The organism is Algoriphagus sp. AGSA1, assembly GCF_021390545.1.
GTDB lineage: Bacteria > Bacteroidota > Bacteroidia > Cytophagales > Cyclobacteriaceae > Algoriphagus.
The window spans coordinates 25,305-46,439 of sequence record NZ_JAJUWR010000012.1; the positions used below are offsets into that span (position 1 = coordinate 25,305).

Annotated in this window: 17 protein-coding genes; 3 read left to right on the forward strand and 14 right to left on the reverse strand. The window is 43.1% G+C overall.

The window, feature by feature from the left end; translation table 11 throughout:
- Positions 1 to 9: 9 nt before the first annotated feature.
- Positions 10 to 756 (reverse strand): LytTR family DNA-binding domain-containing protein, encoded by a 747-nt coding sequence (locus LZF95_RS11000; RefSeq protein WP_233755049.1) that lies wholly within the window; start codon positions 754 to 756, stop codon positions 10 to 12.
- Between the two features lie 391 nt (positions 757 to 1,147).
- A complete protein-coding gene (locus LZF95_RS11005) occupies positions 1,148 to 1,309 on the reverse strand; it encodes a hypothetical protein (RefSeq protein WP_233755050.1) in 162 nt (53 codons plus the stop codon).
- Positions 1,310 to 1,782: 473 nt separating this feature from the next.
- Here LZF95_RS11005 and LZF95_RS11010 point away from each other — a divergent pair, with 473 nt between their 5' ends.
- Complete coding sequence (locus LZF95_RS11010) at positions 1,783 to 2,301, forward strand: DUF6265 family protein (RefSeq protein WP_233755051.1); 519 nt, start codon at positions 1,783 to 1,785, stop codon at positions 2,299 to 2,301.
- Between the two features lie 422 nt (positions 2,302 to 2,723).
- The gene (locus LZF95_RS11015; RefSeq protein ID WP_306422316.1) at positions 2,724 to 3,851 is read left to right on the forward strand and encodes an ATP-binding protein; all 1,128 of its coding nucleotides are present in this window, start codon (positions 2,724 to 2,726) and stop codon (positions 3,849 to 3,851) included.
- Positions 3,852 to 4,079: 228 nt separating this feature from the next.
- Here LZF95_RS11015 and LZF95_RS11020 read toward each other — a convergent pair whose 3' ends face one another.
- The 9 genes from LZF95_RS11020 to LZF95_RS11060 form a co-directional block, all read right to left on the reverse strand.
- Entirely contained in the window at positions 4,080 to 4,220 is a 141-nt protein-coding gene (locus tag LZF95_RS11020) for a hypothetical protein (protein ID WP_233755052.1), read from the reverse strand.
- A 101-nt stretch (positions 4,221 to 4,321) separates the two neighbouring features.
- Positions 4,322 to 4,468, reverse strand: a complete 147-nt coding sequence (locus LZF95_RS11025; RefSeq protein ID WP_233755053.1) for a hypothetical protein — start codon at positions 4,466 to 4,468, stop codon at positions 4,322 to 4,324.
- A gap of 650 nt (positions 4,469 to 5,118) precedes the next feature.
- Positions 5,119 to 7,302: a peptidase domain-containing ABC transporter gene (locus LZF95_RS11030; protein ID WP_233755054.1), complete on the reverse strand. Its 2,184-nt coding sequence runs from the start codon at positions 7,300 to 7,302 to the stop codon at positions 5,119 to 5,121.
- A gap of 9 nt (positions 7,303 to 7,311) precedes the next feature.
- A complete protein-coding gene (locus LZF95_RS11035) occupies positions 7,312 to 8,466 on the reverse strand; it encodes an HlyD family secretion protein (RefSeq protein ID WP_233755055.1) in 1,155 nt (384 codons plus the stop codon).
- A gap of 135 nt (positions 8,467 to 8,601) precedes the next feature.
- Positions 8,602 to 9,516: an AraC family transcriptional regulator gene (locus tag LZF95_RS11040; protein ID WP_233755056.1), complete on the reverse strand. Its 915-nt coding sequence runs from the start codon at positions 9,514 to 9,516 to the stop codon at positions 8,602 to 8,604.
- A 152-nt stretch (positions 9,517 to 9,668) separates the two neighbouring features.
- Positions 9,669 to 10,385: an Atu4866 domain-containing protein gene (locus LZF95_RS11045; RefSeq protein ID WP_233755057.1), complete on the reverse strand. Its 717-nt coding sequence runs from the start codon at positions 10,383 to 10,385 to the stop codon at positions 9,669 to 9,671.
- 50 nt (positions 10,386 to 10,435) lie between these two features.
- Positions 10,436 to 11,179 (reverse strand): SDR family oxidoreductase, encoded by a 744-nt coding sequence (locus tag LZF95_RS11050; protein WP_233755058.1) that lies wholly within the window; start codon positions 11,177 to 11,179, stop codon positions 10,436 to 10,438.
- A gap of 130 nt (positions 11,180 to 11,309) precedes the next feature.
- Positions 11,310 to 12,809: a sodium:solute symporter gene (locus LZF95_RS11055; RefSeq protein ID WP_233755059.1), complete on the reverse strand. Its 1,500-nt coding sequence runs from the start codon at positions 12,807 to 12,809 to the stop codon at positions 11,310 to 11,312.
- A gap of 57 nt (positions 12,810 to 12,866) precedes the next feature.
- Positions 12,867 to 13,808 carry a dihydrodipicolinate synthase family protein gene (locus LZF95_RS11060; protein ID WP_233755060.1) on the reverse strand — a complete coding sequence of 314 codons (942 nt, stop codon included), beginning with the start codon at positions 13,806 to 13,808 and terminating at the stop codon, positions 12,867 to 12,869.
- Between the two features lie 314 nt (positions 13,809 to 14,122).
- Between LZF95_RS11060 and LZF95_RS11065 the strand changes: the two genes are divergently transcribed.
- Positions 14,123 to 14,992 (forward strand): AraC family transcriptional regulator, encoded by an 870-nt coding sequence (locus LZF95_RS11065; protein ID WP_233755061.1) that lies wholly within the window; start codon positions 14,123 to 14,125, stop codon positions 14,990 to 14,992.
- A gap of 207 nt (positions 14,993 to 15,199) precedes the next feature.
- On the opposite strand, the gene LZF95_RS11070 is transcribed toward LZF95_RS11065, so the two are convergent.
- The 3 genes from LZF95_RS11070 to LZF95_RS11080 are packed head-to-tail and all read right to left on the reverse strand — an operon-like array spanning position 15,200 to position 21,088.
- Entirely contained in the window at positions 15,200 to 16,027 is an 828-nt protein-coding gene (locus LZF95_RS11070) for an endonuclease/exonuclease/phosphatase family protein (RefSeq protein WP_233755062.1), read from the reverse strand.
- Positions 16,028 to 16,078: 51 nt separating this feature from the next.
- Positions 16,079 to 17,719 (reverse strand): RagB/SusD family nutrient uptake outer membrane protein, encoded by a 1,641-nt coding sequence (locus LZF95_RS11075; protein ID WP_233755063.1) that lies wholly within the window; start codon positions 17,717 to 17,719, stop codon positions 16,079 to 16,081.
- 21 nt (positions 17,720 to 17,740) lie between these two features.
- Positions 17,741 to 21,088: a TonB-dependent receptor gene (locus LZF95_RS11080; RefSeq protein ID WP_233755064.1), complete on the reverse strand. Its 3,348-nt coding sequence runs from the start codon at positions 21,086 to 21,088 to the stop codon at positions 17,741 to 17,743.
- Positions 21,089 to 21,135 lie beyond the last annotated feature (47 nt).

A 21,135-nucleotide genomic window follows, 5' to 3' on the forward strand; every position in this document is an offset into this window, starting at 1 on the left:
ATCTTTGGATCACCCATTCATCAGTTTCTGCAATACCACTTCTTTCTTACGGACCGACACAGGAATCGAGGTTTTATCTTTCAGGAGGATATAGCCTGTTTTTACATACCTGTCAATATAAAGGGTATTGATCAAATAAGACTGGTGAGGGCGCAAAAACCACTTTTCGGGCAACAGCTCATGGTAGTGTTTCAAGGGTTTGGAAACCATGATTTCCCGCTTGTCCGTCAGTATGAATGTGGTGTAACTCCCCTCACTTTTACAATAGATGATTTCCTTGAGCTGCAGCAGCTGAAGGTATTCCATCGTATGCAGTACAATCTGGTCTTTCAGGTCTAGCTCATTCTTTTCCAATTGGGACCGGGCTATTTTCACCTGCTGTTGTTGTATGGTTTCGTCCAAATGTTCTCTTCTGGCTTTTCCCAACGCTGCCTGCAATTCTGTTTCGTCCAGAGGTTTCAGCAAATAATCCAACGCCCCGTACTTGATGGCCTTGATGGCATAATGATCGTAGGCCGTGATGAAAACAATATGAAAAGGTATTCTTTCCATTTTCCCAAGAACATCAAAAGCCGTTCCGTCTGTCAATTGGATATCCATCAAAACCAATTCAGGATTTGCTCTAGTGATCAATTCCAAAGCTGTTGCAACGTTAGCAGCAGAACCGCACAACTCCAAGTCCTCCTCCTTGCCTATCAACCATTCAATCTCTTTTCTGATAGCCGGTTCGTCTTCGATTATAAGTGTTCTGATCATCTTTTGCTTACTTGAAAGTTGTTGTTCTTTTCTAGCATAGAAGAATCTCTTCTTTTATTGACTTTGAATGTGGCTTCTTTGGGGCAGTATTGAGATTTGTACTCCGGGTGCCGTAGAAAAAATATCATTTTCAAATCGATTTAAATTGCAAGACAAATTAACATATACCTAGCTGATGACAAACCATAGATAGATATCCGTCAAGTTTTAATCCATAGGTGTAGGTGCGGATAAATAAAATGAATCTCTCCCTGTCAATTATGCCAATCGATCTATTCTCTTGTGGAGCTACTTTCGTACGGGACGCTTATCCATGACACAAAGGTGTGTTTTCAAAGGCCACGACAAATTCTACCTATGCTGACATCAATGGGAATACAGCAAACCGTATTTACGGTGATAAATCACGATGCCTCATTACAACACCTACATCAAGGGATTTCCATCTTCTCCCTTGCCGCTGCTTTCTGTCCACATGTCCCAAGGACTTCCCCGCAGCTATTTCGGCACGGATCATTTGCCTTGACTCGGTCATTTTAGAAAATCCTCCCATAGTTTTCCGGAGCCATATCAATTTACCATTTGCCTTGGTCTCAGAAATGTGTCCGGTTCTGGCAGGAAGATCAATTTATGCAGTTACACCCCAAAAGCACTTAGAATGACAGAATTCACATTCGTAAGAAAAGCATTAGAATCCATAAGGACCGATACGAATACTAAAACGTTATAGACGGATTTAAAAGCGTTACGAAGGATATTGGACAAACCCAATTTCTTTACCGAAATAAAGGCAGAGGTTCTTATGTACTTGGGAAAACCGATTTTGTAAACGATACGCTGGATATCGTCAGTGGAAAAGAGAGCAGACAACAGTGTGTCTTATAGCCCAGGGCTGGTAAAAGAATGGATTTGTAATTATATTTCTTCTCTGTATGGAATTCTTTATTGATGATTTGGGAGACTAAAAAGATTTGAAAATGAAGGATCAATAGCTAACTAAATGATGTATATAAAAAAGCCAACATTATGAAAAAAACCACCATTTTACTCACTGCAATTGTATTGGCTACCGCCTGTGACCAGAAAGAAAAATCCCAAGATGGATCTAACGAAAACGCAGCCAACCTTACCCATAAGGAAATGGCAGAAAATTTTGACTGGCTTACTGGAAAATGGAAACGTCTGAACGAGGAAGCCGGTATGGAAACCTTTGAAAACTGGGATAAAATAAGTGCGACAGAATATTCGGGGATCGGATTTACCATGCAAGATGGAGACACGATCAACCAGGAAAGTATGAAGATCGTCCAGCAAGACGGTCAATGGAATTTGCTGGTAAAAACACCGGATGAAGCCACATTTATCTCCTTTTCTTTGGCTGAACTAAAAAAGGATACGTTCACCTTTACCCACGACACCTTGGATTTCCCCAATAAAATCCACTATTGGAAAAACGGCGAAAACATAAACGCTTTAGTGGCCGGGGAAGGTATGCAGATAGACTTTGAGTTTGAAAATTTCCCAAGACCTTTAAACGTTAAATAGGACTTTCTCCGAAAAGGTACCAGGAGAGCCTGTGTAAGAAAATGAGCTGAGAATTTAGGCGCTCTAAACCCCTATTTAGGGCGTGCTGAAAAACGCCAAAAAAGATTAAAGGCTATCATTATGACTGATTAGCCCATTTTTCATCCGAAAGGTTTTTCAGCAAGTGCAAGCTTTTTTACTACAATAGGTCTATACCCATGCACCCAAAAAAGACAAAAACCGGAATTTTCAGGCTAGCCTCAGCCATACCATCTTCTGTGTTGGCCTCATTCGAAGTATAAGCATACATCTTCACTCGGCCGCCTTGAAGCTGGCATAGCTGAGACTTTTTCAGCAAGCCCTATTTAATTATAATTCACCAAAAAGCATTACTTTTGGTGAGTTAATTCACTAAAAAGCATTACTTTTGGTGAATACAAAAAATGGTTATGATCGAAAGGGATCTTAAAAACAAGATTTCCAGTAAGCTGTTCAAGGGAAAAACCATTGTGCTTATTGGTGCAAGACAGGTCGGGAAAACAACACTTATCCGAGAGGTATTGCTGGGAAAGGATTTTTTGTTTCTTGATGGAGATGACCCTTTGGTTAGGCAACGACTAACTAACCCGAACACCAAAGAAATTGAGACCATTATCGGAATTTCCGAAATAGTTTTTATAGACGAGGCACAGCGGATTGAGAATATCGGGATTACCGCAAAAATCATTCACGACCAATTTAAAAACGTGCAGTTGATCATAAGTGGTTCATCTGCTTTCGAACTTCGAAACCGTACCAACGAACCGCTTACGGGAAGAAAGTTCGAGTATTTTCTATATCCACTATCCTATGCGGAATACGAAAAATCGACTCAGTATTTAGATGCCGTCAGAGATTTGGAGAATCGCCTGATTTATGGATTTTACCCCGATGTCGTTAATAACAGAGGGGAGGAACGGAACATCTTGAACGAGATTGCCGAAAGTTACTTGTTCAGAGATATTCTCTCATTCGCAAATATTAAGAAACCCGAAGTTCTTGAAAAAATTCTCAGGGCTTTGGCCTTTCAACTGGGGAGCGAAGTCAGTTATAACGAAATAGCACAGCTAACGGGAGTTGACAAAAACACTGTTTCGAACTATATTCATTTATTGGAACTTTCGTTCATTGTTTATCCGCTGACTTCATTCAGTCGCAATCTTCGCAACGAGATCAAAACCAACCGGAAAATTTATTTTTATGACAATGGTATCCGCAATGCCATTATCCAGAATTTCAATCCTATTGCACTACGAAACGATGCAGGGGCATTGTGGGAAAATTTTTTGATGTCTGAAAGACACAAGCGAAATCATTACTACAAAAAACACTGCAATTCTTATTTTTGGAGAACCAAGCAACAACAGGAAATTGACTATGTAGAAGAATCGGACGGAAAAATAACAGGCTTTGAATTCAAATGGAACCCAAACGCAAAGGTCAAGATTCCGTCTAGTTTTGTAGAAACTTACGAGGCAGATAGCAAGGTCATTTCAAAAGAAAATTTCAGGGAGTTTGTTGGAGCTGATTAAAATGGGGAGAAGGCCAATGGATTGCCAACTTCAACAAAGGCTAAATCCTACTTGGAGCAGCAATCATTTTCATCAATGGTGAAAAAAAGTAGTTTTGGGCATATAAGCTGAACTCTCTTGCTTATATGCATCAGCGTATTCTTACATGACCTGGCAAAACAACTTGTAATAAAAAGCATTTGAAAAAAGTGCGGGCAATACCCGCACCTGAATCATAATGCCGAGACGTTAGTAAAAAAGCGGATTTCTCACCACAAAGACTTCGTCCCAAACATCTTTGTCAGTGATGGGCATGATGTAACGTCCGCCGGTTGTTTCAACCATTTCCTCAGAGCTAAGCTCCACTACATTCAACTGTTCTAAATTCATGATTTTCTGGTTTTAATACGTGAATAATAACTAAAACTTATTAGAATAGGGAGCCATCAATACCGGCACCATATAATCTTACTAAAACATTAGGATTATAATTAATAGTCAAGATCCCAATATACCATTGCATCAGTCCATGCCATGTTAAGGAAAGCAAAGTTCCGTACCGGCTCTGCCTTTCCTCCGGTTGTTTCAACCATTTCCTCAGAGCTAAGCTCCATTACATTCAACTGTTCTAAATTCATGATTTTCTGATTTTAATATGTGAATAGATAAATAAAACTTGTTACTGTTGTACAACGAATCTAAGGTAGCAAAGCATAGGCCTCACTTCAAGGCACAATGCAGAAACGTGCCGGCTAACCCAATAAGCGACCTCTCTAGGTTTGTATGCGTTTAAAAAAAGAGGGACTTCCGAACTTAGAGAATAGCATCTACACGTTATACCCTTATTTAACAAGGAGTTATATCTTTGTAAACATATACATTATAACAATAGCAGTCATAAGCATCTGGGTCTTGCGACGGATAAGGACCACAATATCCTCCGGTTGTTTCAACCATTTCCTCTGAGCTGAGGGACACTACATTCAATTGTTCTAAATTCATGATTTTCTGATTTTGATACGTGAATAAAAACTCAAACTTGTTCTTGTTGTACAACGAACCTAAGTTAATAATGCGCAGACCTCATCTCAAGACACAGTTCAGAAACGTGGCAACAAAACCAGAAAGCGATCCCAATGGGTTTGTATGCGTTCCAACTCGTTTCATCATGTTCCCGATGGCATTCGGCATCACCGCTTAGGAATAACTTCCGGTATGTGTACCTTCGGCTTGTTGCAGAGTAGCATCTGGAAAACAAACCAAAGGCACGGCAACAGGAAAACCCTACTCACTTATTTGAATTGATCATACTTGACTCAAAAAAAGCGGGGATCTGCTGACGCCACAACCGATGATAAGCCCCTTTTCTTTCCATCAACTCAAGATGGCTACCTTCCTCCACAACAGTCCCCGACTGCATCACCAGGATTTGGTCAGCCTGTGCCACGGTCCCGAGTCTGTGGGCTATAAGTATGATTGTCTTCCCTTGCTCACGCATACCTATCAAAGTTTGATGGATGTATTGTTCGGAAACCGGGTCGAGAGATGAAGTAGCCTCATCCAGGATCAGTATTTCCGGGTTTCGGTACAAGGCCCTTGCGATAGCCAAGCGTTGTCTCTGGCCACCGGACAATGTGGCACCATTTTCACCGATGTAGGTATGGAAACCAGCAGGAAGTTTTTCGATAAACTCCATCATTCCCAGACTGGTACACACCTGCATCAACCGGCTCATATCAGGATCAAAGTCCCCCACAGCAACATTATCGATAACATTTCCCGCAAACAGGTCAATCTGCTGGGGCACCACACTCACCACACGGCGCAGGCTTTCGTGACCGAGATAACGTATATCAAAATCCCCGATCGTGATACTTCCCTCCTTTATCGGGTAGATCCCCTGCAAAATAGACAGTAGCGTGGTCTTCCCCGAACCGCTTTCCCCAACCACTGCCGTGACCCTTCCTTTGGGAATAAGCAGATTCAGGTTCTCAAAAATCTTTCTTCCAGACCCGTAACGAAAATGCACCCCTTTGAAACGGATGTCTCCCACCATTTCAGGCAGCAGTTCTGCTTTTTCCCCGGACTCTTCCTGCTCCAGATCCATGATCTCAAACAAGCGGTCGGCGGCGATCAGTGCGTCCTGGATGGTACGGTTCATCCCGATCAGACTACTGACCGGCGCGGTAAAATAGCCGATGATCGCATAAAAGGACAACAACTCTCCTGGGGTAATCAGAGTATCCAGCACAAAGCCCGCTCCTACCCACAACAACACTATCGTGAGCAGCCCCGAAGTAAATTGGTCTGAATTGCCGATCCAGAGTGCGTTTACCGAAGAACGGTACATGGTGCCCAGGAAACGGATAAACCGATTTTCGGTTTTCAGGTTCGCATACTCTTCCAGGCCAAACCGCTTCACTGTTCCGACGGCATTTACCGATTCCACGAGTTGGGATTCCAGCTCGGCCGAATGCTCCATTACCTTGCGTTGGGTCTTCCTGTTGACCCTATTGGAGATCACATATATCAACGCATACATGGGCACCACCAACAACATGACCAGAGCCAGTTTCCAGTAATAGCTGAACATAAGAGCAAAAGAAAAAACAACAATGAAGCAGTTCACTGCAAAGGTGATCAGTACATCATTGATAAAAGCCCTTATTTTCACCGCATCATTGATCCGGGAGATGATTTCGCCGGTGCGCATTGTGTCAAAAAAGCGCTGGGGCAACCGGAGCAGGTGCTTATAGTAACCCAAAATAAGCTGGGCATCAATATACTGCCCTGTCTTGATGGTAAGCAGTGTTTTGGCGTGATTGATAAAAGTTTGTACCAACAGCAGCGCGACCATCACCACTCCCATTAGGTTCAACAGGTTGCGGTTAGCATTTGGGAGCACCTGATCCACTATCTTCTGTAAGAAAATGGAGGTAGCCAGTCCCAAAACCGTATAGAAGGCCGCTCCTACCAGCACCTGTGCCAATACACTACGATGCGGGCGCAAAAGGAAGCCCAGCCGCTGTACAACGGACACTTTTTCACTTCTCTGCTTAAACTCTTTTCCAGGTGCCAATAACAGCAGTACTCCAGTCCATTTGGTTTTGAAGTCAGCATAGGACAATTTATGGAATCGCCCATCCGCCGGATCCATCACGTGAACGGTTCTCTTGGTGACCCGATATAGCACCACGAAGTGATGCAGACCTTCTCCCACCACGAGATGGGCAATGGCCGGCAGTGGGACTTGAGACAGGGTGTCCCAGGGGCATTTCACTCCCTTGGCCACAAACCCCAGCTTCTCCGCCGCCTCAATCAGTCCCAGCACATTTGTCCCTTTTTTGTCTGTCGATGCATATTGGCGGACAAGGGCTATAGGCAGGTTCAGCCTAAAATAGTTGGCAACCGAAACCAGGCAAGCTGCCCCGCAATCGGTCATATCATGTTGCTTTACTTTTATTTTAGACATCGGGTGAAGCTATAGATTTGGATTTAGCCAGTCATCGGCCTTATCGTACAAAAGCTGGGACAGCGTCCGCTCGGCCAACTGGAAACGTGCCTGAAAGCCCATCCCCTTCTTGAGTTTGCCTTCGTAGCCATTGGCCAAGGTCAACTTGTGCCGGTCAAGCTCACATTTCACCAGGAAGAAAAAAGTGTTGTTCTGCCCCATCACTACATCATCAGAAATGTCCAGGACACGCCCCTTTACCATACCCCACTGGTTGTAGTTGAACGCATCTATCTGAAACAGGACCGGCATCCCGGTACGCAGCAAGCCAATATCCCTAGGGAATACCTGTACCTCAGCGATGAGATCTGAATCGGGTGAGATTTCCGCCAGGGTCTCTCCCAAAGCCATGAAACTGCCCGGCTGAGCGCCATTGAACTGCTGGATGGTGCCGTCCATCGGAGCCTCCACGGTGTAAAGTTCCCGTTCTTTGTCCAACTGTTGTTTTTGGGCAGTCAGCTCAGCCGATTCCAACAGCAGTCTATTGAGCTCTGTTTGCCATTGGCTCACTTGCCTGTCATGCAGAATCCGCAACTGCGACTCCGCTTTCTCCAATTCGAACACATCCTTTTCAAACTCCATATCCGGGATCACTTTATTCTGGTGCAGCTTCTTCTGCCGATCGTACTGGACCTGCGCTTGGGTCAAGGCCAATTCAGCCTCTTCCAATTGCTGTCGGTACAGGTTGTACTGTTGCATATAAAGTGGAGTGGTCAGAGGCAGTGTGGGAAGCTCCTCTCTCGGTATCCCGGTCAGCCGATTGAGATCCTCTATCCGCTTTCCAAGCTCACGCTGCTTTTCCTCTACATAGCCATCCTGTCTTTCCAGCAGGTCTGCCTGGAGCGTAAACAATACCGTCCCTGCCTTCACAAACTGGTTTTCCTGGACAAATACCTCATCAATCCTTCCATTAACAGGTGACTTGACCGTATTTCGCTCACTGGCAGGCCTGAGTATCCCTATTCCATTCACGGAAACGGTCACCCTGATAAAAAACAGTGAGACGAAACCTATAACCAAAGATGAAATCACCAACTGATAGATGATCGAGGTTCTCGAATGGTGCCGATGAAAATGGCCTTCAAGGGAAAACTCGATGACTTCGGCAGGAAAGATACGTTTCATCAAGCCAAAATAAACTGCCTTTTCTTCTCCTCAATCTGCTGGTTACTTTCCGTCAGGAATCAAATGTTTTTCGTCAGGAAATAAACATTATCCGTTCCCCGGTCACAACAGCAAACCACTAAAATGTAATTATCATCAATTAAAAGCTTTTCTAAATTCCAGAGGGGTTTTATCTGTTTTCTGTTTAAAAAGTTTGCTAAACGATTGAGGATATTCAAAGCCCAGTTCATACGCAATTTCACTGACAGTCATAGTAGTATTGCTTAGGCGTTCCTTAGCAAAGTTAATCATTTTGCTTTGGATATGCTGCTGGGCATTTTGACGTGTATGTATCCGCAATAGACTTCCTAGATAGTTAGGTGAAATATTTAATGCTTCAGCAACAGCAGTTACTGTAGGCAATCCTTTTTCAAGTCCCTCCTTCTTAACAAAATAAGAAGTCAGGATAGATTCAAATTTCTCCAACAATTCATAATTAGTTTTTTTGCGGGTGAAAAATTGTCTTTCATAATACCGTTCCGCATAAATCAGAAGCTGTTCAATCTGGTTTATAATAAGCTCCTGGCTGAACTTGTCAATATTGGATTGATACTCAGCTTCTATAGTCAGCAAAATTTGCTCAATCACCTTTTCTTCCTTTTCAGAAAGAAAAAGCGCTTCATTGGCCGCATAACCAAAGAAGTCAAATGACTGGATTCTTTTAGCCAAAGGCGTATTCCACAGGAAATCAGGATGTATAAGCAACAGCCAGCCACTGGGCTCTACTTTTGCTTCTTGATTGATTTCAATTTTCAGATACTGCAGCGCTGAAATAAAACTAAGCACCCCCTTATTGAAGTCATACACTTGCTGCCCGTAGTTAAATTTAGCACTGACATTTCGCTTTAGCCCAATGGAATAGAAATCCTGGATCCAGCTTATCTGATTCTCTTCAAATGGATAGTCCACCTTACTGTAATCAATCAGACTGATGAGCGGGTGCTCAGGTTGCGGAAGATCACAAAGAGAATGAAATTCGGACAATGAGTGCAATCGAAATGTTTTCTCCATAAGTTAACTTAGTTGATTTCAGCTGATTTATCCCTAATGATTTACTTCTAATTATGGGTCGCGGTGATTTAAAAGGAACTTTTTAAAATTAAACGATTATTACTTCTTTACAACACACTATAGATGAACGAACCTATATCAATGCCATTGGATTATTCCTCAACTTTGTAGAAGATATAACCGCCGTGATGCAGCGTTCTTTCATCAATAAATTCACCGTCTGCGGAAAACCCGGTGTCATCCACATAATCTATATGATTGCCTGTGACCTTGTATATCCCCTGATATGCACTTTTGCGGCTACCCCGGGCCTCGTCATAGCGATTTCCAGGTAATAATTCGTGCCGGATATGGCCATTCTCTGTCACCCACATCCCTATATATTTCCCACTTTCTTGCATTGTATTATCCATCGTTACTTCTTTTTTTGTTTTATTCATTAATACAGCCAATTCATACGTATCCAAAAAGGCAACACCTGCTATGATCTTTCCATTTTTGAGTTGCATCTTCCAAACGTAGGTATTCTTGTAAGACTGGCCGTTTACTGTGGTAGCGCTTGCATTGAAATGCAACCAAACAAATTGTCCATCAGCTGTCAGGCTTACCAATTCCGGTCTTAACGGGGTGGCCAATTGTGCCAAAATAGGCTTTACAGCATTTTCCATGAAATCGGCTTTCCCGTGGTAGGTTCCGGATACCGGAGATCGCCCTGCTACAATCCATTCAGCATCTTCCTCTAAGAGATCGAAAAAGCTGGCACCTTCATTTTTCCATCTGTCAAAATAGAAGGCGACCAACTCTTTCGGTGTAAGGCTGGCCTCTTCAGGCATCACATCCTGCGCCTTGATGATGGTAGAATTAATCATCAAAGTGAATAAGCCGAGTAAAAAAACTGCCATCCGTCGGGTACACATCATTAGTATGCTTTTTGGGCTGTTGGCCTTACTACCAGTTCGTTTACATCCACATCAGCGGGTTGGGTCACTGCAAAAGCAACAGCTCTGGCAATTGCTTCAGCAGGTAATAAATTGATCCTGAATTTCTCCACTGCCAATTTCTTCAATTCAGGATCAGAGATGCTTTCCGCTAATTCGGATTCAGTGGCTCCCGGCGCTATAATAGTTACCCGGATATTTTCACTTACTTCCTGACGTAAACCCTCCGAAATAGCCCTGACGGCGAACTTTGTAGCACTGTAAATGGCAGAGGTGGGGCCTACCCAGCGATCTCCCACTGAAGTTATGTTTATAAACTGACCGCTATCTTTTTCTTCGAAAACAGGAAGGGCGGCAGCTATACCATGCAATACTCCCTTTATATTCACATCGATCATTGTATGCCATTCATTGATTTTGTAGGCATTTATCATGGAAAGCGGCATTACTCCGGCGTTGTTTATAAACACATCTACTGTTTTGAATTCTCCGACAATAAATTCCACAAAATCTTTGACCTCATCGGACTGGGTAACATCTACTTTTTTATAAATAGCCTGTCCCCCATTTTTTGAAATTTCATGTGTTATTTTTTCCAGTTCATCTACCCTTCTTGCGCCCAAGCAAACTTTGGCCCCAAGACCAGCTAGATGACGGGCAATAGCTTCTCCTATACCGCTACTGGCACCTGTGATCGCAATTACTTTTCCTTTCATGTTTTCCATTTTGTATTGATTTAGGTTGACAATACAAAGTTGCTTAAGGTAAAAGCGCCCTAAGTAATCAAATCAACAAATGCTGTGTTCAAATCGTGGATTCGGGTGGGGTGGGCCATGGACTTGCCTACCACAAAATTCATTTTACACTATTGTTTTGAACTGACAATAAGCCGGTCAACAGAAAACCAACAATAAAAATCGTCAGTGTACCCATGACGATTGTCAGGTTGGTATGTAAGGTATTCCGAAATCCGTCCAAGAACGTTCCACTCAGCAAAACCGGAGAAAGACTCATCCATCCGATCACCAGAACCCCACAAAAAACGCCGACTGCCGCCGCCCTGCCAGGGGCTTTCCTGACCACAAATCCCAGTAGAAACAGACCGAGAATACCTCCACTGAAGATCGATGACAATGCCCACCAGGCATCAAGGGCACTTGTAACCCCATTAAAGGCCAATCCCACAAGAATGCTCAATCCTCCCATCAAAAAGGAAGTGATGAGCAATACGCGCATGGACTGCTTTTCACTTGTGCTTTTATTGATATACTTCCGGTAGTGATCCGAAAGAAAAACCGTAGCGGAACTATTGATACTTGTCGAAACCGTACTCATCCCGGCAGCGAATATGGATGCGATCAGCAATCCTGTAAGTCCCGTTGGCAGTCCCGATACGATAAAATGGGGGAAAACTTTATCCGCATTCTCCGCGGCTCTAAGGTTTTCAGGAAGCAGATCCGGAAATGCCTGATAATAGGAAAAAAGCGCTGTGCCTATAAAGAAGAACAAAAGCGAAACCGGAACATACAGTAAGCTTCCGAACCAGGTGGACCGCTTGGCTTCCTTTTCGGTTTTAGCCGTGATGTACCGCTGTATATAGCTTTGGTCAATACCGAAATTCTGAAGATTGATAAAAAGACCATATACCAGAATCATCCAAAAAGTAGATTCTACAAAATTAAACTCAAAGCTCCCCAAACTAAATTTGTCTGCTTTTGCAGCTATGGTAAAGACTTCCCCTGGACCATTAGGCATGGAAAACAGGATCACCAGCACACATATAAGCGCCCCTCCTATCAATACGATTCCCTGGATGGCATCAGTCCAGATTACTGCTTCTATCCCACCCAACATCGCATATATGATCACACTTACTCCTGTACAGATGATAATCAAAGGAATACTCCATCCGAATAAGGCATTCATAGGCAAGGCTAAGAGGTACATAATCGCGCCCATTCTTGCCAGTTGGGTCAATAGGTAAAAGATAGACGCGTAGGTTCTGGCCCAGGAACCAAAGCGGGTTTCCAAGTAATAATAGGCAGATTCGCTCTGTAAATCCCGGTATAAAGGCACAAAATATTTAACAGCTACCCATGCGGCCAAAGGGATGGAAAGACTAAACACCAACCCGTTCCAATTTGATAAATAAGCATTTCCGGGCAGTGCCAGAAAACTGATACTGCTGACAAAGGTGGCAAAGATGGACATGCCTATTGCCCAGCTTGGAAGCCTACCCCCTCCGGTGGTGTATTCCAAGGATGTTCTTTTCCTAAATGAAAAAGAGACTCCAAACAGCACGATGGCTGCCATGTAAACCAGAAAAACAAGTAAGTCAACTAAGGGTAAATCCATTAGATATGGGATAGTATGGGTTTTGGAGCCTCATCTTTTTTTGTGAGCATGCCTGAATTAATTAAGCTGAGCGTGTAAAGAAGCCGAAATAATCTCAAAACGTGATCGAAGTTGCATCTCTTCCTCTACTGAAAACGGGCACAAAGGAGCGGCAAACTGTGGCTGGCATAATCCAAGAAAGGCAAGTGAAGTTTTCAGCCCCTTCATGTAACTTGACTTGTATTGGCCAATTTGATAAATATTTCTGCTTATCTCCATGACCATGTGCTGATAGATTTTCACCTTTTCAAAATCTCTGGCCATGGCAGCTTCATAAAGTTCCACATAGAGTTTTGGGAAAAGATTGGCTCCGCCGCATACTCCGCCAGCCCCTCCCATCAGCACTGCTCCGGCCATCATTTCCTCTGGCCCTACCATCAGTACAAAATCAGGCCGATCTCTAAAGGCATGGCACAGGGACTGAAAATATACGGCATTTGCAGAACTGTCTTTCAATCCAACTATACGGTCATGGGTAGAAAGTGTAATAACCGTATCCACATCGATGGTCAGCTTGGTATGGGACGGCATATTATAAAGAAAAAGAGGCAATCTGATCCGGTCTGCCAATTGCATGTAATAGCGTGTCAACTCTTCCTGGTCGATGTTGTTGTAAAACGGGGGCGCGGCGACTACCGCATAGGCACCGGCAGCTTTGGCAAAATCGGCCAGCATGATACTTTCCTCCAGAGACACATCGGTAACACCCACCAAAACCGGGACCCTGCCCCGGATCTGTTGGCATGTCTTGGAGATAAGCTCCTTTTTGGTCTGGTAACTTAATCCGGAAAACTCCCCTGTGGTGCCCAGAATAAAAACCCCGTGAACCCCTCCTTCTATTAGGTGCTCAATCAGCTTTTTCAGACTTGTAGCATCCAGTGAGCTATCAGAATTAAGAGGGGTAACCATGGGAGGGATAATTCCACGCAAGGGGGAGGTATCTGATGAAAATGATATCATAAATTATGATTTAAAAATGTTGAAAGGTTTAAATGAATATCTGGAAAAAAGCCTGACCATGTTGGACATCTTTTTCTCTCTGGTTTACTGAATGAACTTTACAAATATGAGAGAAAACCTAAGTGACGAATTATCACATTTTGCCAAAAAATTATACTATCTTATCATTACTTATAATGAAATCGGGTAACTACATCGACTTCACCCAAAATTAAATTTCGAACCCCATACTTAGTTAGGCACTGCTGAAAAAGTCTAGGTACGCCAGACCTGTGGAAGGCAGGTATAACAAAATAAAGGATAAGCCAATCTCAATGAGACCACACTTTCATAAAGTACCCAGTACATCGGACACTTCTTTTACCATCAGGTATGACAAAAGACCGAATTTCGGAACCCTCTGGCATTTTCATCCTGAATTGGAATTGCATTATATTATACAGGGTGAAGGCACACAGTATATAGGTGATACGGTAAGCAGCTTCAGCGGTGGGGACTTGATCCTCTTGGGAGAAAACCTGCCCCATACCTGGCGCTGTTCGGAAAAGTATTTTGAGGGAAATCCCGAGCAGGAAGTCGAGGCTTTTGTGCTTCAGTTTTTGCCCACTTGTTTTGGAAAGGATTTCCTTGAATTACCCGAAACCCAAGGTATTTCCTCTCTTTATGAAAATGCTAAAAAAGGGATGATCATTCATGGTGAAACCAAAGAGAAAATTGGAATACTCTTACACCAAACAGTCAATACCACAAATCTGGAGCGACTAATCCATTTTTTGGAAATTCTACAAATCCTGGGTTCGACCACTGAATATGAGACCATATCACCCGGATATGCCAACAGCCATTTAGCCAATATCTCAGAAATGCGGCGGCTTGAGAAAATTTACACCTATGTTTTAGCCCATTATCGTGATGATATCAGTTTAGAGAAGATATCTTCCATTGCCAACCTCAGTGTCACGAGTTTTGCCAGATATTTTAAACAAATGACGAATAAAACCTTTTTTGAATTCCTAATTGAAATCCGTATTTCGAATGTTTGTAGAGCGTTGGTCGAAGATCAGTTACCCATAGAAGTAATATGTTATGAGTGCGGTTTTAATAACGTTTCAAATTTTTACAGGCATTTTAAAAAAGTAACGGGGTTAACACCTTTCCATTACAAAAAGCGGTACCTCTCCTAGTCGAACAAGTTTGGCTTGATAAAGACCTATTGTCGTCATTGAACATGCACTTGCAGAAAAACCGTTTGCATGAAAAATAAACTAATCATTCAAAATTTTCGCTTTTGATCTATTACTGGCGTTTATCAGCATGCTCCTATAGTATCATAGGTCGGATATCTCCTCCACTCTTAAAACACTTTTAATGTATGATTTTATTTTTCACACCTATTTTAGGAGAATAAGCTCTGCGACTACCGGCAAATGATCAGAGGCATAAGTCTCCTGAATCACCCGATGGCTTTCCACCTTAAAGTCCTTTTCACTACTGAACATGATAAAATCAATAGTCTTATTAGGATTAATAACAGGAATGGTAGGTGCGCAATCATTTTTACAAGTCCTGGTAAACCTACCATCCAGTTTTAGGATTGGGGTACTATTCGGAGTAGAATTAAAATCCCCTACCAAAATCAACGGGCTCTTCTCCCCTTCAAAATAATCAACTATTCTTTCTGCTTGTGAAAGTGCCTTACTTGCGCTGCTATAATCCAGATGTGTATTGGCAAACTTATAACTTGTACCATCCTCCAAAGAAACCGTGGCTATGGATATAGTCCGTTGTTCTGTACCTTCCTCGGCAGGAAGCAAAATTGTCGCTGTCTCCGAAAGCGGAAATTTTGAAAGTATGGCAGTACCATATTCACCTCCTTTATAATCTATGCCTTTGCTAAAATAGTAAAAAGGCATTCCACTCATTTCGGCAAGTTCCTTAGCCATATCCAAATCAGATCCAGACCTGGAAGTAAACACATCCACTTCCTGAAGGCCTACAATTTCGGCTCCGCTCTCCACTATTACCCGGGAAATTGCTTCAAGATCTATAAAATCAGGTCGAGAAGGTGGATTACAGTGATGGATGTTGTATGAAAGGACTTTGATTGGCCTGCCCTCCAAAGCAACTGGATATTGAAGGACAGGTTTAGTAGGTTCTTCCGAATTGGCGCAGGAAGAAATGCCGAAAAACAAACTAAGAAGTAATAGAAATTTATGCATGGCTGATTCTAGGGAAAAGCCTGGCCCCTATAGGGCCAGGACAAGGTTAATTTACCAGTTAGGATTTTGCGAAAGATTGGGATTGAGATCCCGCTGGGCCAATGGAACCGGCCACAGATAATGTTTGGACTCATCAAAGGTATTACCGGTTAAAAACACAATGTACCCCTCCTCATCGGTAGGAACATTTTCTACATCTCCCTGGCGAATGATAAAATCCTTTTTAATCCCCTTTACATCTCTTGCAAGCAGGTCGCCCCTTTTCCATCTGAGAATATCAAAATACCGTTGGCCTTCCAGCACCAATTCTACCCGTCTTTCCCTTCTGATCTCCTCCCTGAGATCCATTCCCCATTCCTGTAGTTCAGAAATAATCATGGGATGCATATTTACTCTTTCTCTCAACAGGTTAATTGTATTATCCAAGTCCTCCTGTGTAAGAGTTCCCTGCTCCAGTCTTGCTTCAGCGTAGTTGAGCAATATTTCAGCATACCTCATGATAATGATATCATTTTCATCCCGATTGTAAGTTGGTACAGCATCCAGGTCACAGTATTTAGTGAAATAATACCCAGTAGGAGTGACAGACCCCAGTCTGTTTTGGTTAAACTTTGGAGCGGTAAAGACAGAATTATCTGTATTCTCAGGATTCCCATCCTCCCTGCCCCCCCAAGGACTACCAGGTGAAAGAATGGTCATTTTCATCCTTGGATCCCTGTGTTCAAAAAGGCTGTCATAAGTGGATTCATCATATAATGGGGAGTCCTGAATTGTTTTACCGTCCACGCACAAATAAGCATCTACCAGAGATTTAGTAGGATTCCATCTAGCTGACTGATCAGGAACCTGAATTTCCCGGCTCAGGTTATGCATGCTGATATCGGTCGTATAAATCCTGGTAAACATGGTTTCCCTATTTGATGGGGATTTGGATGCATCACTTTCAATCGTAAAAAGTTCATAATAATCAGGATAAAGCTGGTACACCCCTAGATCCATTACTTCTTTGGCAGCAGCTTCCGCCACATCAAACTTCTGATAAAACAAGGCTACCCTGGACTTCCATCCCAACGCTGTGCCTTTGGTAATTCTTCCATAATCCGAGGAAGAATAACTTTCCGGAAGATCTTCGGCTACCGCGGTAAGTTCTGCCAAAATCCATTCTACAATTTCTTCTCTGGAATTCCGTTCCCCGTAAATTTCCGGGTCTCCCACATTCAGTGCTTGGGTCACATGGGGCACATCTCCGAACAAAAAGGTCAGATAACTGTATAAGTAGGCACGTATAAACCTGACCTCACCTGCATATCTGTCTTTGAGTTCCTCATTTGTCATTTCCGCTTTGTCATAGTTTTCAAGAAAATGGTTACATCTTCTAATTCCCGCATAGGCTTCCGTCCATTCGGTATTGAGAGTTCCCAGATCATTGTTATAATTTCCGCTGGAAATCAGCCGATAGGAAGTCTGTGTAGGCCATACTGTGTTGTCTCCCATATTTTCCATGTCCACGGTATTTTTCCCTTTAACGTAGGCATAGGTACCATTGACTGCCAACAGCAACTGTTCCTCATTTTGCCAAAAATTGGCATCCGAAATTGCATCCAAAGGCTCTCTGTCTAGAAAGTCATCGTTACAAGACTGGAAAATCAGCGTAGTAATCAGTAATACTAGAATAGTTTTGATATTTTTCATCTTTTTATGTCTTAGTGCATACTACTTAAGCCCGATGTTTACCCCTACTGTAAAGGTCTTCGCCTGCGGGTAATACCCTCCCGCCGATAGCGGAGATTCCGGATCATAAGCGTAATAGAAATCAGTTCTGGTAAATAGATTATCACCTGAGAAATAGACTCTGAATTTATTCACTCTTAGCCTTTCTAGCAGATGGACTGGTAAGGTGTAACCAATCTGAAGATTTTTTAATCTGAGGTAGGAAGCATCCTCCAGCCAATAGGAGGAAACTCTGGAATTATATGTCTCGCCGAAAATAAGTCTTGGGTAGGAGGCATCAGTATTATCGGGAGTCCAACGATCCCTGTGGATAGTCTGAGGATACATCGAAGAGTTTTTGTAGGCATGTCGTGCATTATCATACAAATAGCCCACAGCCTGCCCTACACCTTGAAAAAAGAAAGACAGATCAAACCCTCTCCATCCTATGTTTCCTCTAAAAGAGTAAGTGTATCGAGGAAAAGCATTGCCGAGAACTGTCCTATCCCCTTCTGCTGTGATCTCTCCGTCCCCGTTCAAATCTTCATAAACCAGGTCACCTGGTCCAAACTTGCTTAACTCACTCGCTGCCACGGGAATGTTGGGTACCAGTCTGCCATCTACCAGATCAAAATCACTTTCTTGAGCCAGGCGTTTAGCCACATAGCCATAATAAGATCCACTGGCATAGCCAACCAGATTTACATTGGTCCCATAAGCAGGAGGTGTATCACCCATATCCAAAACTTTGTTCTGTACATCAGAAAGCTGGAAATTTGCTCCATACCTAAATTCCTTGATTTGATCCTGCCAGTCTAGACTCAGTTCCCACCCCTTGTTCTCCACTGCTCCCGCATTGATATCACTGGGGGTTATTCCCAAAACAGAAGGCTGAGGAACCCTTAACAGGATATCCTTGGTCTGTTTGTTGAACCAGTCTCCGGTAAATGAAAGCCTGCCATCCAAAAAGTATAGATCCAAGCCGATGTTTAACATTTGTACAGTCTCCCAGGAAAGGTTGGTACCTGCAGAAATAGTCTGGGCAAATCCATTGGTTCTTTGATCTCCAATCGGCATCGTCCCTACATCATTGAGTACGGGTAGATAGGCATAATACTCTGCATATCCAGTCATGTCGCTTAGGTATTGGTTCCCCAATTCACCGAACGACACTCTCGCTTTTCCATCATAGACTACCTTTTTTAGGACTTCAAAGAACCCTTCATCTGAAAATCTCCAACCGGCAGAAAGGGAAGGGAAAAACTTATAGCGATTTTCCTTGGATAATCTGGAAGAACCATCATATCTGCCATTCAATTCTAGCAGGTATTTCCCTTTATAGTCATAATTCAATCGTGCTATCCCGGATCTAAGTGCCCAATGATATCCGTCGCCACTGTTATTCTGTACTGGATTTGTACCTAAGTCCAACGCGGGAACATCTTCTGAGAGAAAGTTTTTGCGGCTGCCCGCAAAGGACTCATATCGCTGCCATTCCTGCTGAAAAGCTAAAAGTCCACTAAAATTATGATCTCCCCATGAATTTCTATAGTCTAACTGAGCCAACGTATTTTGATACCGGTTGACATAATCCCTGATTTCCAAAGAATTTTCCTCCACATTGAACCAAAGGACATCTCCTGAATCAGGGTGTCTATGGACCACCTTTTTCACAAATGTCTCCCGCCTTGAATTGCTCATGACCTGGCCGTACTGTCCCTTTAGACTTAGATTTTGATGCAGGCTGACCTGTGCTGTGATATTGGCGGTAAATTCCTGGGAAGCAAAGACATTACTGCCTCCATCGGTAGCAATGGCTACCGGGTTGTTGGCCCCTCCACCATAGCCCCATTCACCATTTGTATATCTGACAGGTACCAAAGGAGAAATATTCAATGCCCCACGGATTACACCTCCAGAGGCAGTCGTGGACCATTGTGGGGAATGATAAACCCGATCGATATATCCAATATTTGCATCTAAATCCAGTATATCCAGCAATGTCGTATTTAACTTAAATCTTAAATTGTTTCGCTTGGAAGAATAGGCATCCCCAACTACGAGTCCGTCTTGGGTCAAATTACCATAAGACACCAGATAACTTAAATTTTCAGCCCCCCCTGAAACAGACACATTCGTCTGATGCTGGGGAGCCCGCTCTTTAAAAATTTCTTCTATCCAGTTGGTGTTTGCCGAGAAGTTAGGGTCTGTCCCATCGATTACTTTTTGGATATCCTCATCCGAGTATGTTTCGGATTGGCCCACATTCCGAAGTGCTTCATTTTGAAGCTGCATCATTTCCACAGATCCCAGCATTTCCGGAAGTTGGATAGGCTTCTGGATACCAAAATAACTAGTGATGCTAATCTGTGGGGCACCTTTTCTCTTACCGGATTTTGTGGTGATCAAAATCACACCATTTGCACCGCGAGAACCATAAATGGATGCGGACGCAGCATCCTTTAGGACTGAGACAGATGCTATATCATCGGGATTAAGGATATTCATGTTCCCTTCAATCCCATCAATAATCACCAATGGATTGGAATTGTTGATGCTGCTTACTCCCCTGATCCTTATAGATCCATTATCCTGTCCAGGCATGGCCGTGTAATTCTGGACTACCAAGCCGGGCATCAACCCTTGTAATAAATTGGAAGTATTGGTGGTAGGCCTGTTTTCCAAATCCTCATGGGTAACCATCTCCACCGCACCGGTTACATTCACTTTCTTTTGCTCTCCAAACCCTACGATCACCACCTCTTCCAGTGCCTTGGTATCCCCTCCTAGATAAACTGTAATATTCAGATTGTCCCCGAGAGTGATTTCCTGCGACTCATAGCCAATGAAACTGATCACCAAAACCTGCCCGGATTCAGCATTTATCTCAAACGCCCCATTCACATCCGTCACTGTACCGGTAGTAGTACCCTTGATCTGAACAGTTGCTCCGGGTAGGACTTCCTCACTGTCTCCATCCATCACAGTTCCGGAATACAACTGGAACTTGGCTTGTTTCACCGACAGTTCCGTTTTCTTTTCCTTGATTGCAATCATTGAGTTCACCTGCTTGAAACTCAGGTTAGTAGTCCTTGATATATCTTCCAACACTTTCAACAGGCTCCCTTCACCTGGACCAATCTGGATAGCTATTTTTTTGGGGCGAATAGCCGCATTATAGGTAAAAAGAAATTCAGTCTGTTTTTCAATAACTGATAACACCTGATCCAGATTTGCATATTTTGAACTGAACTTTACTTTGGTCGTTTCCAGGTCCTGTCCGGATACATTGCCTGCCAGCAGTGTAGTGGTGAGTAAGCATGAAATAAGTACACTGTAAAATAGCCTCATAAGCCAGGGCTTTACTTTTTTTAGTAAGCGTGATTCCATAATTTTGA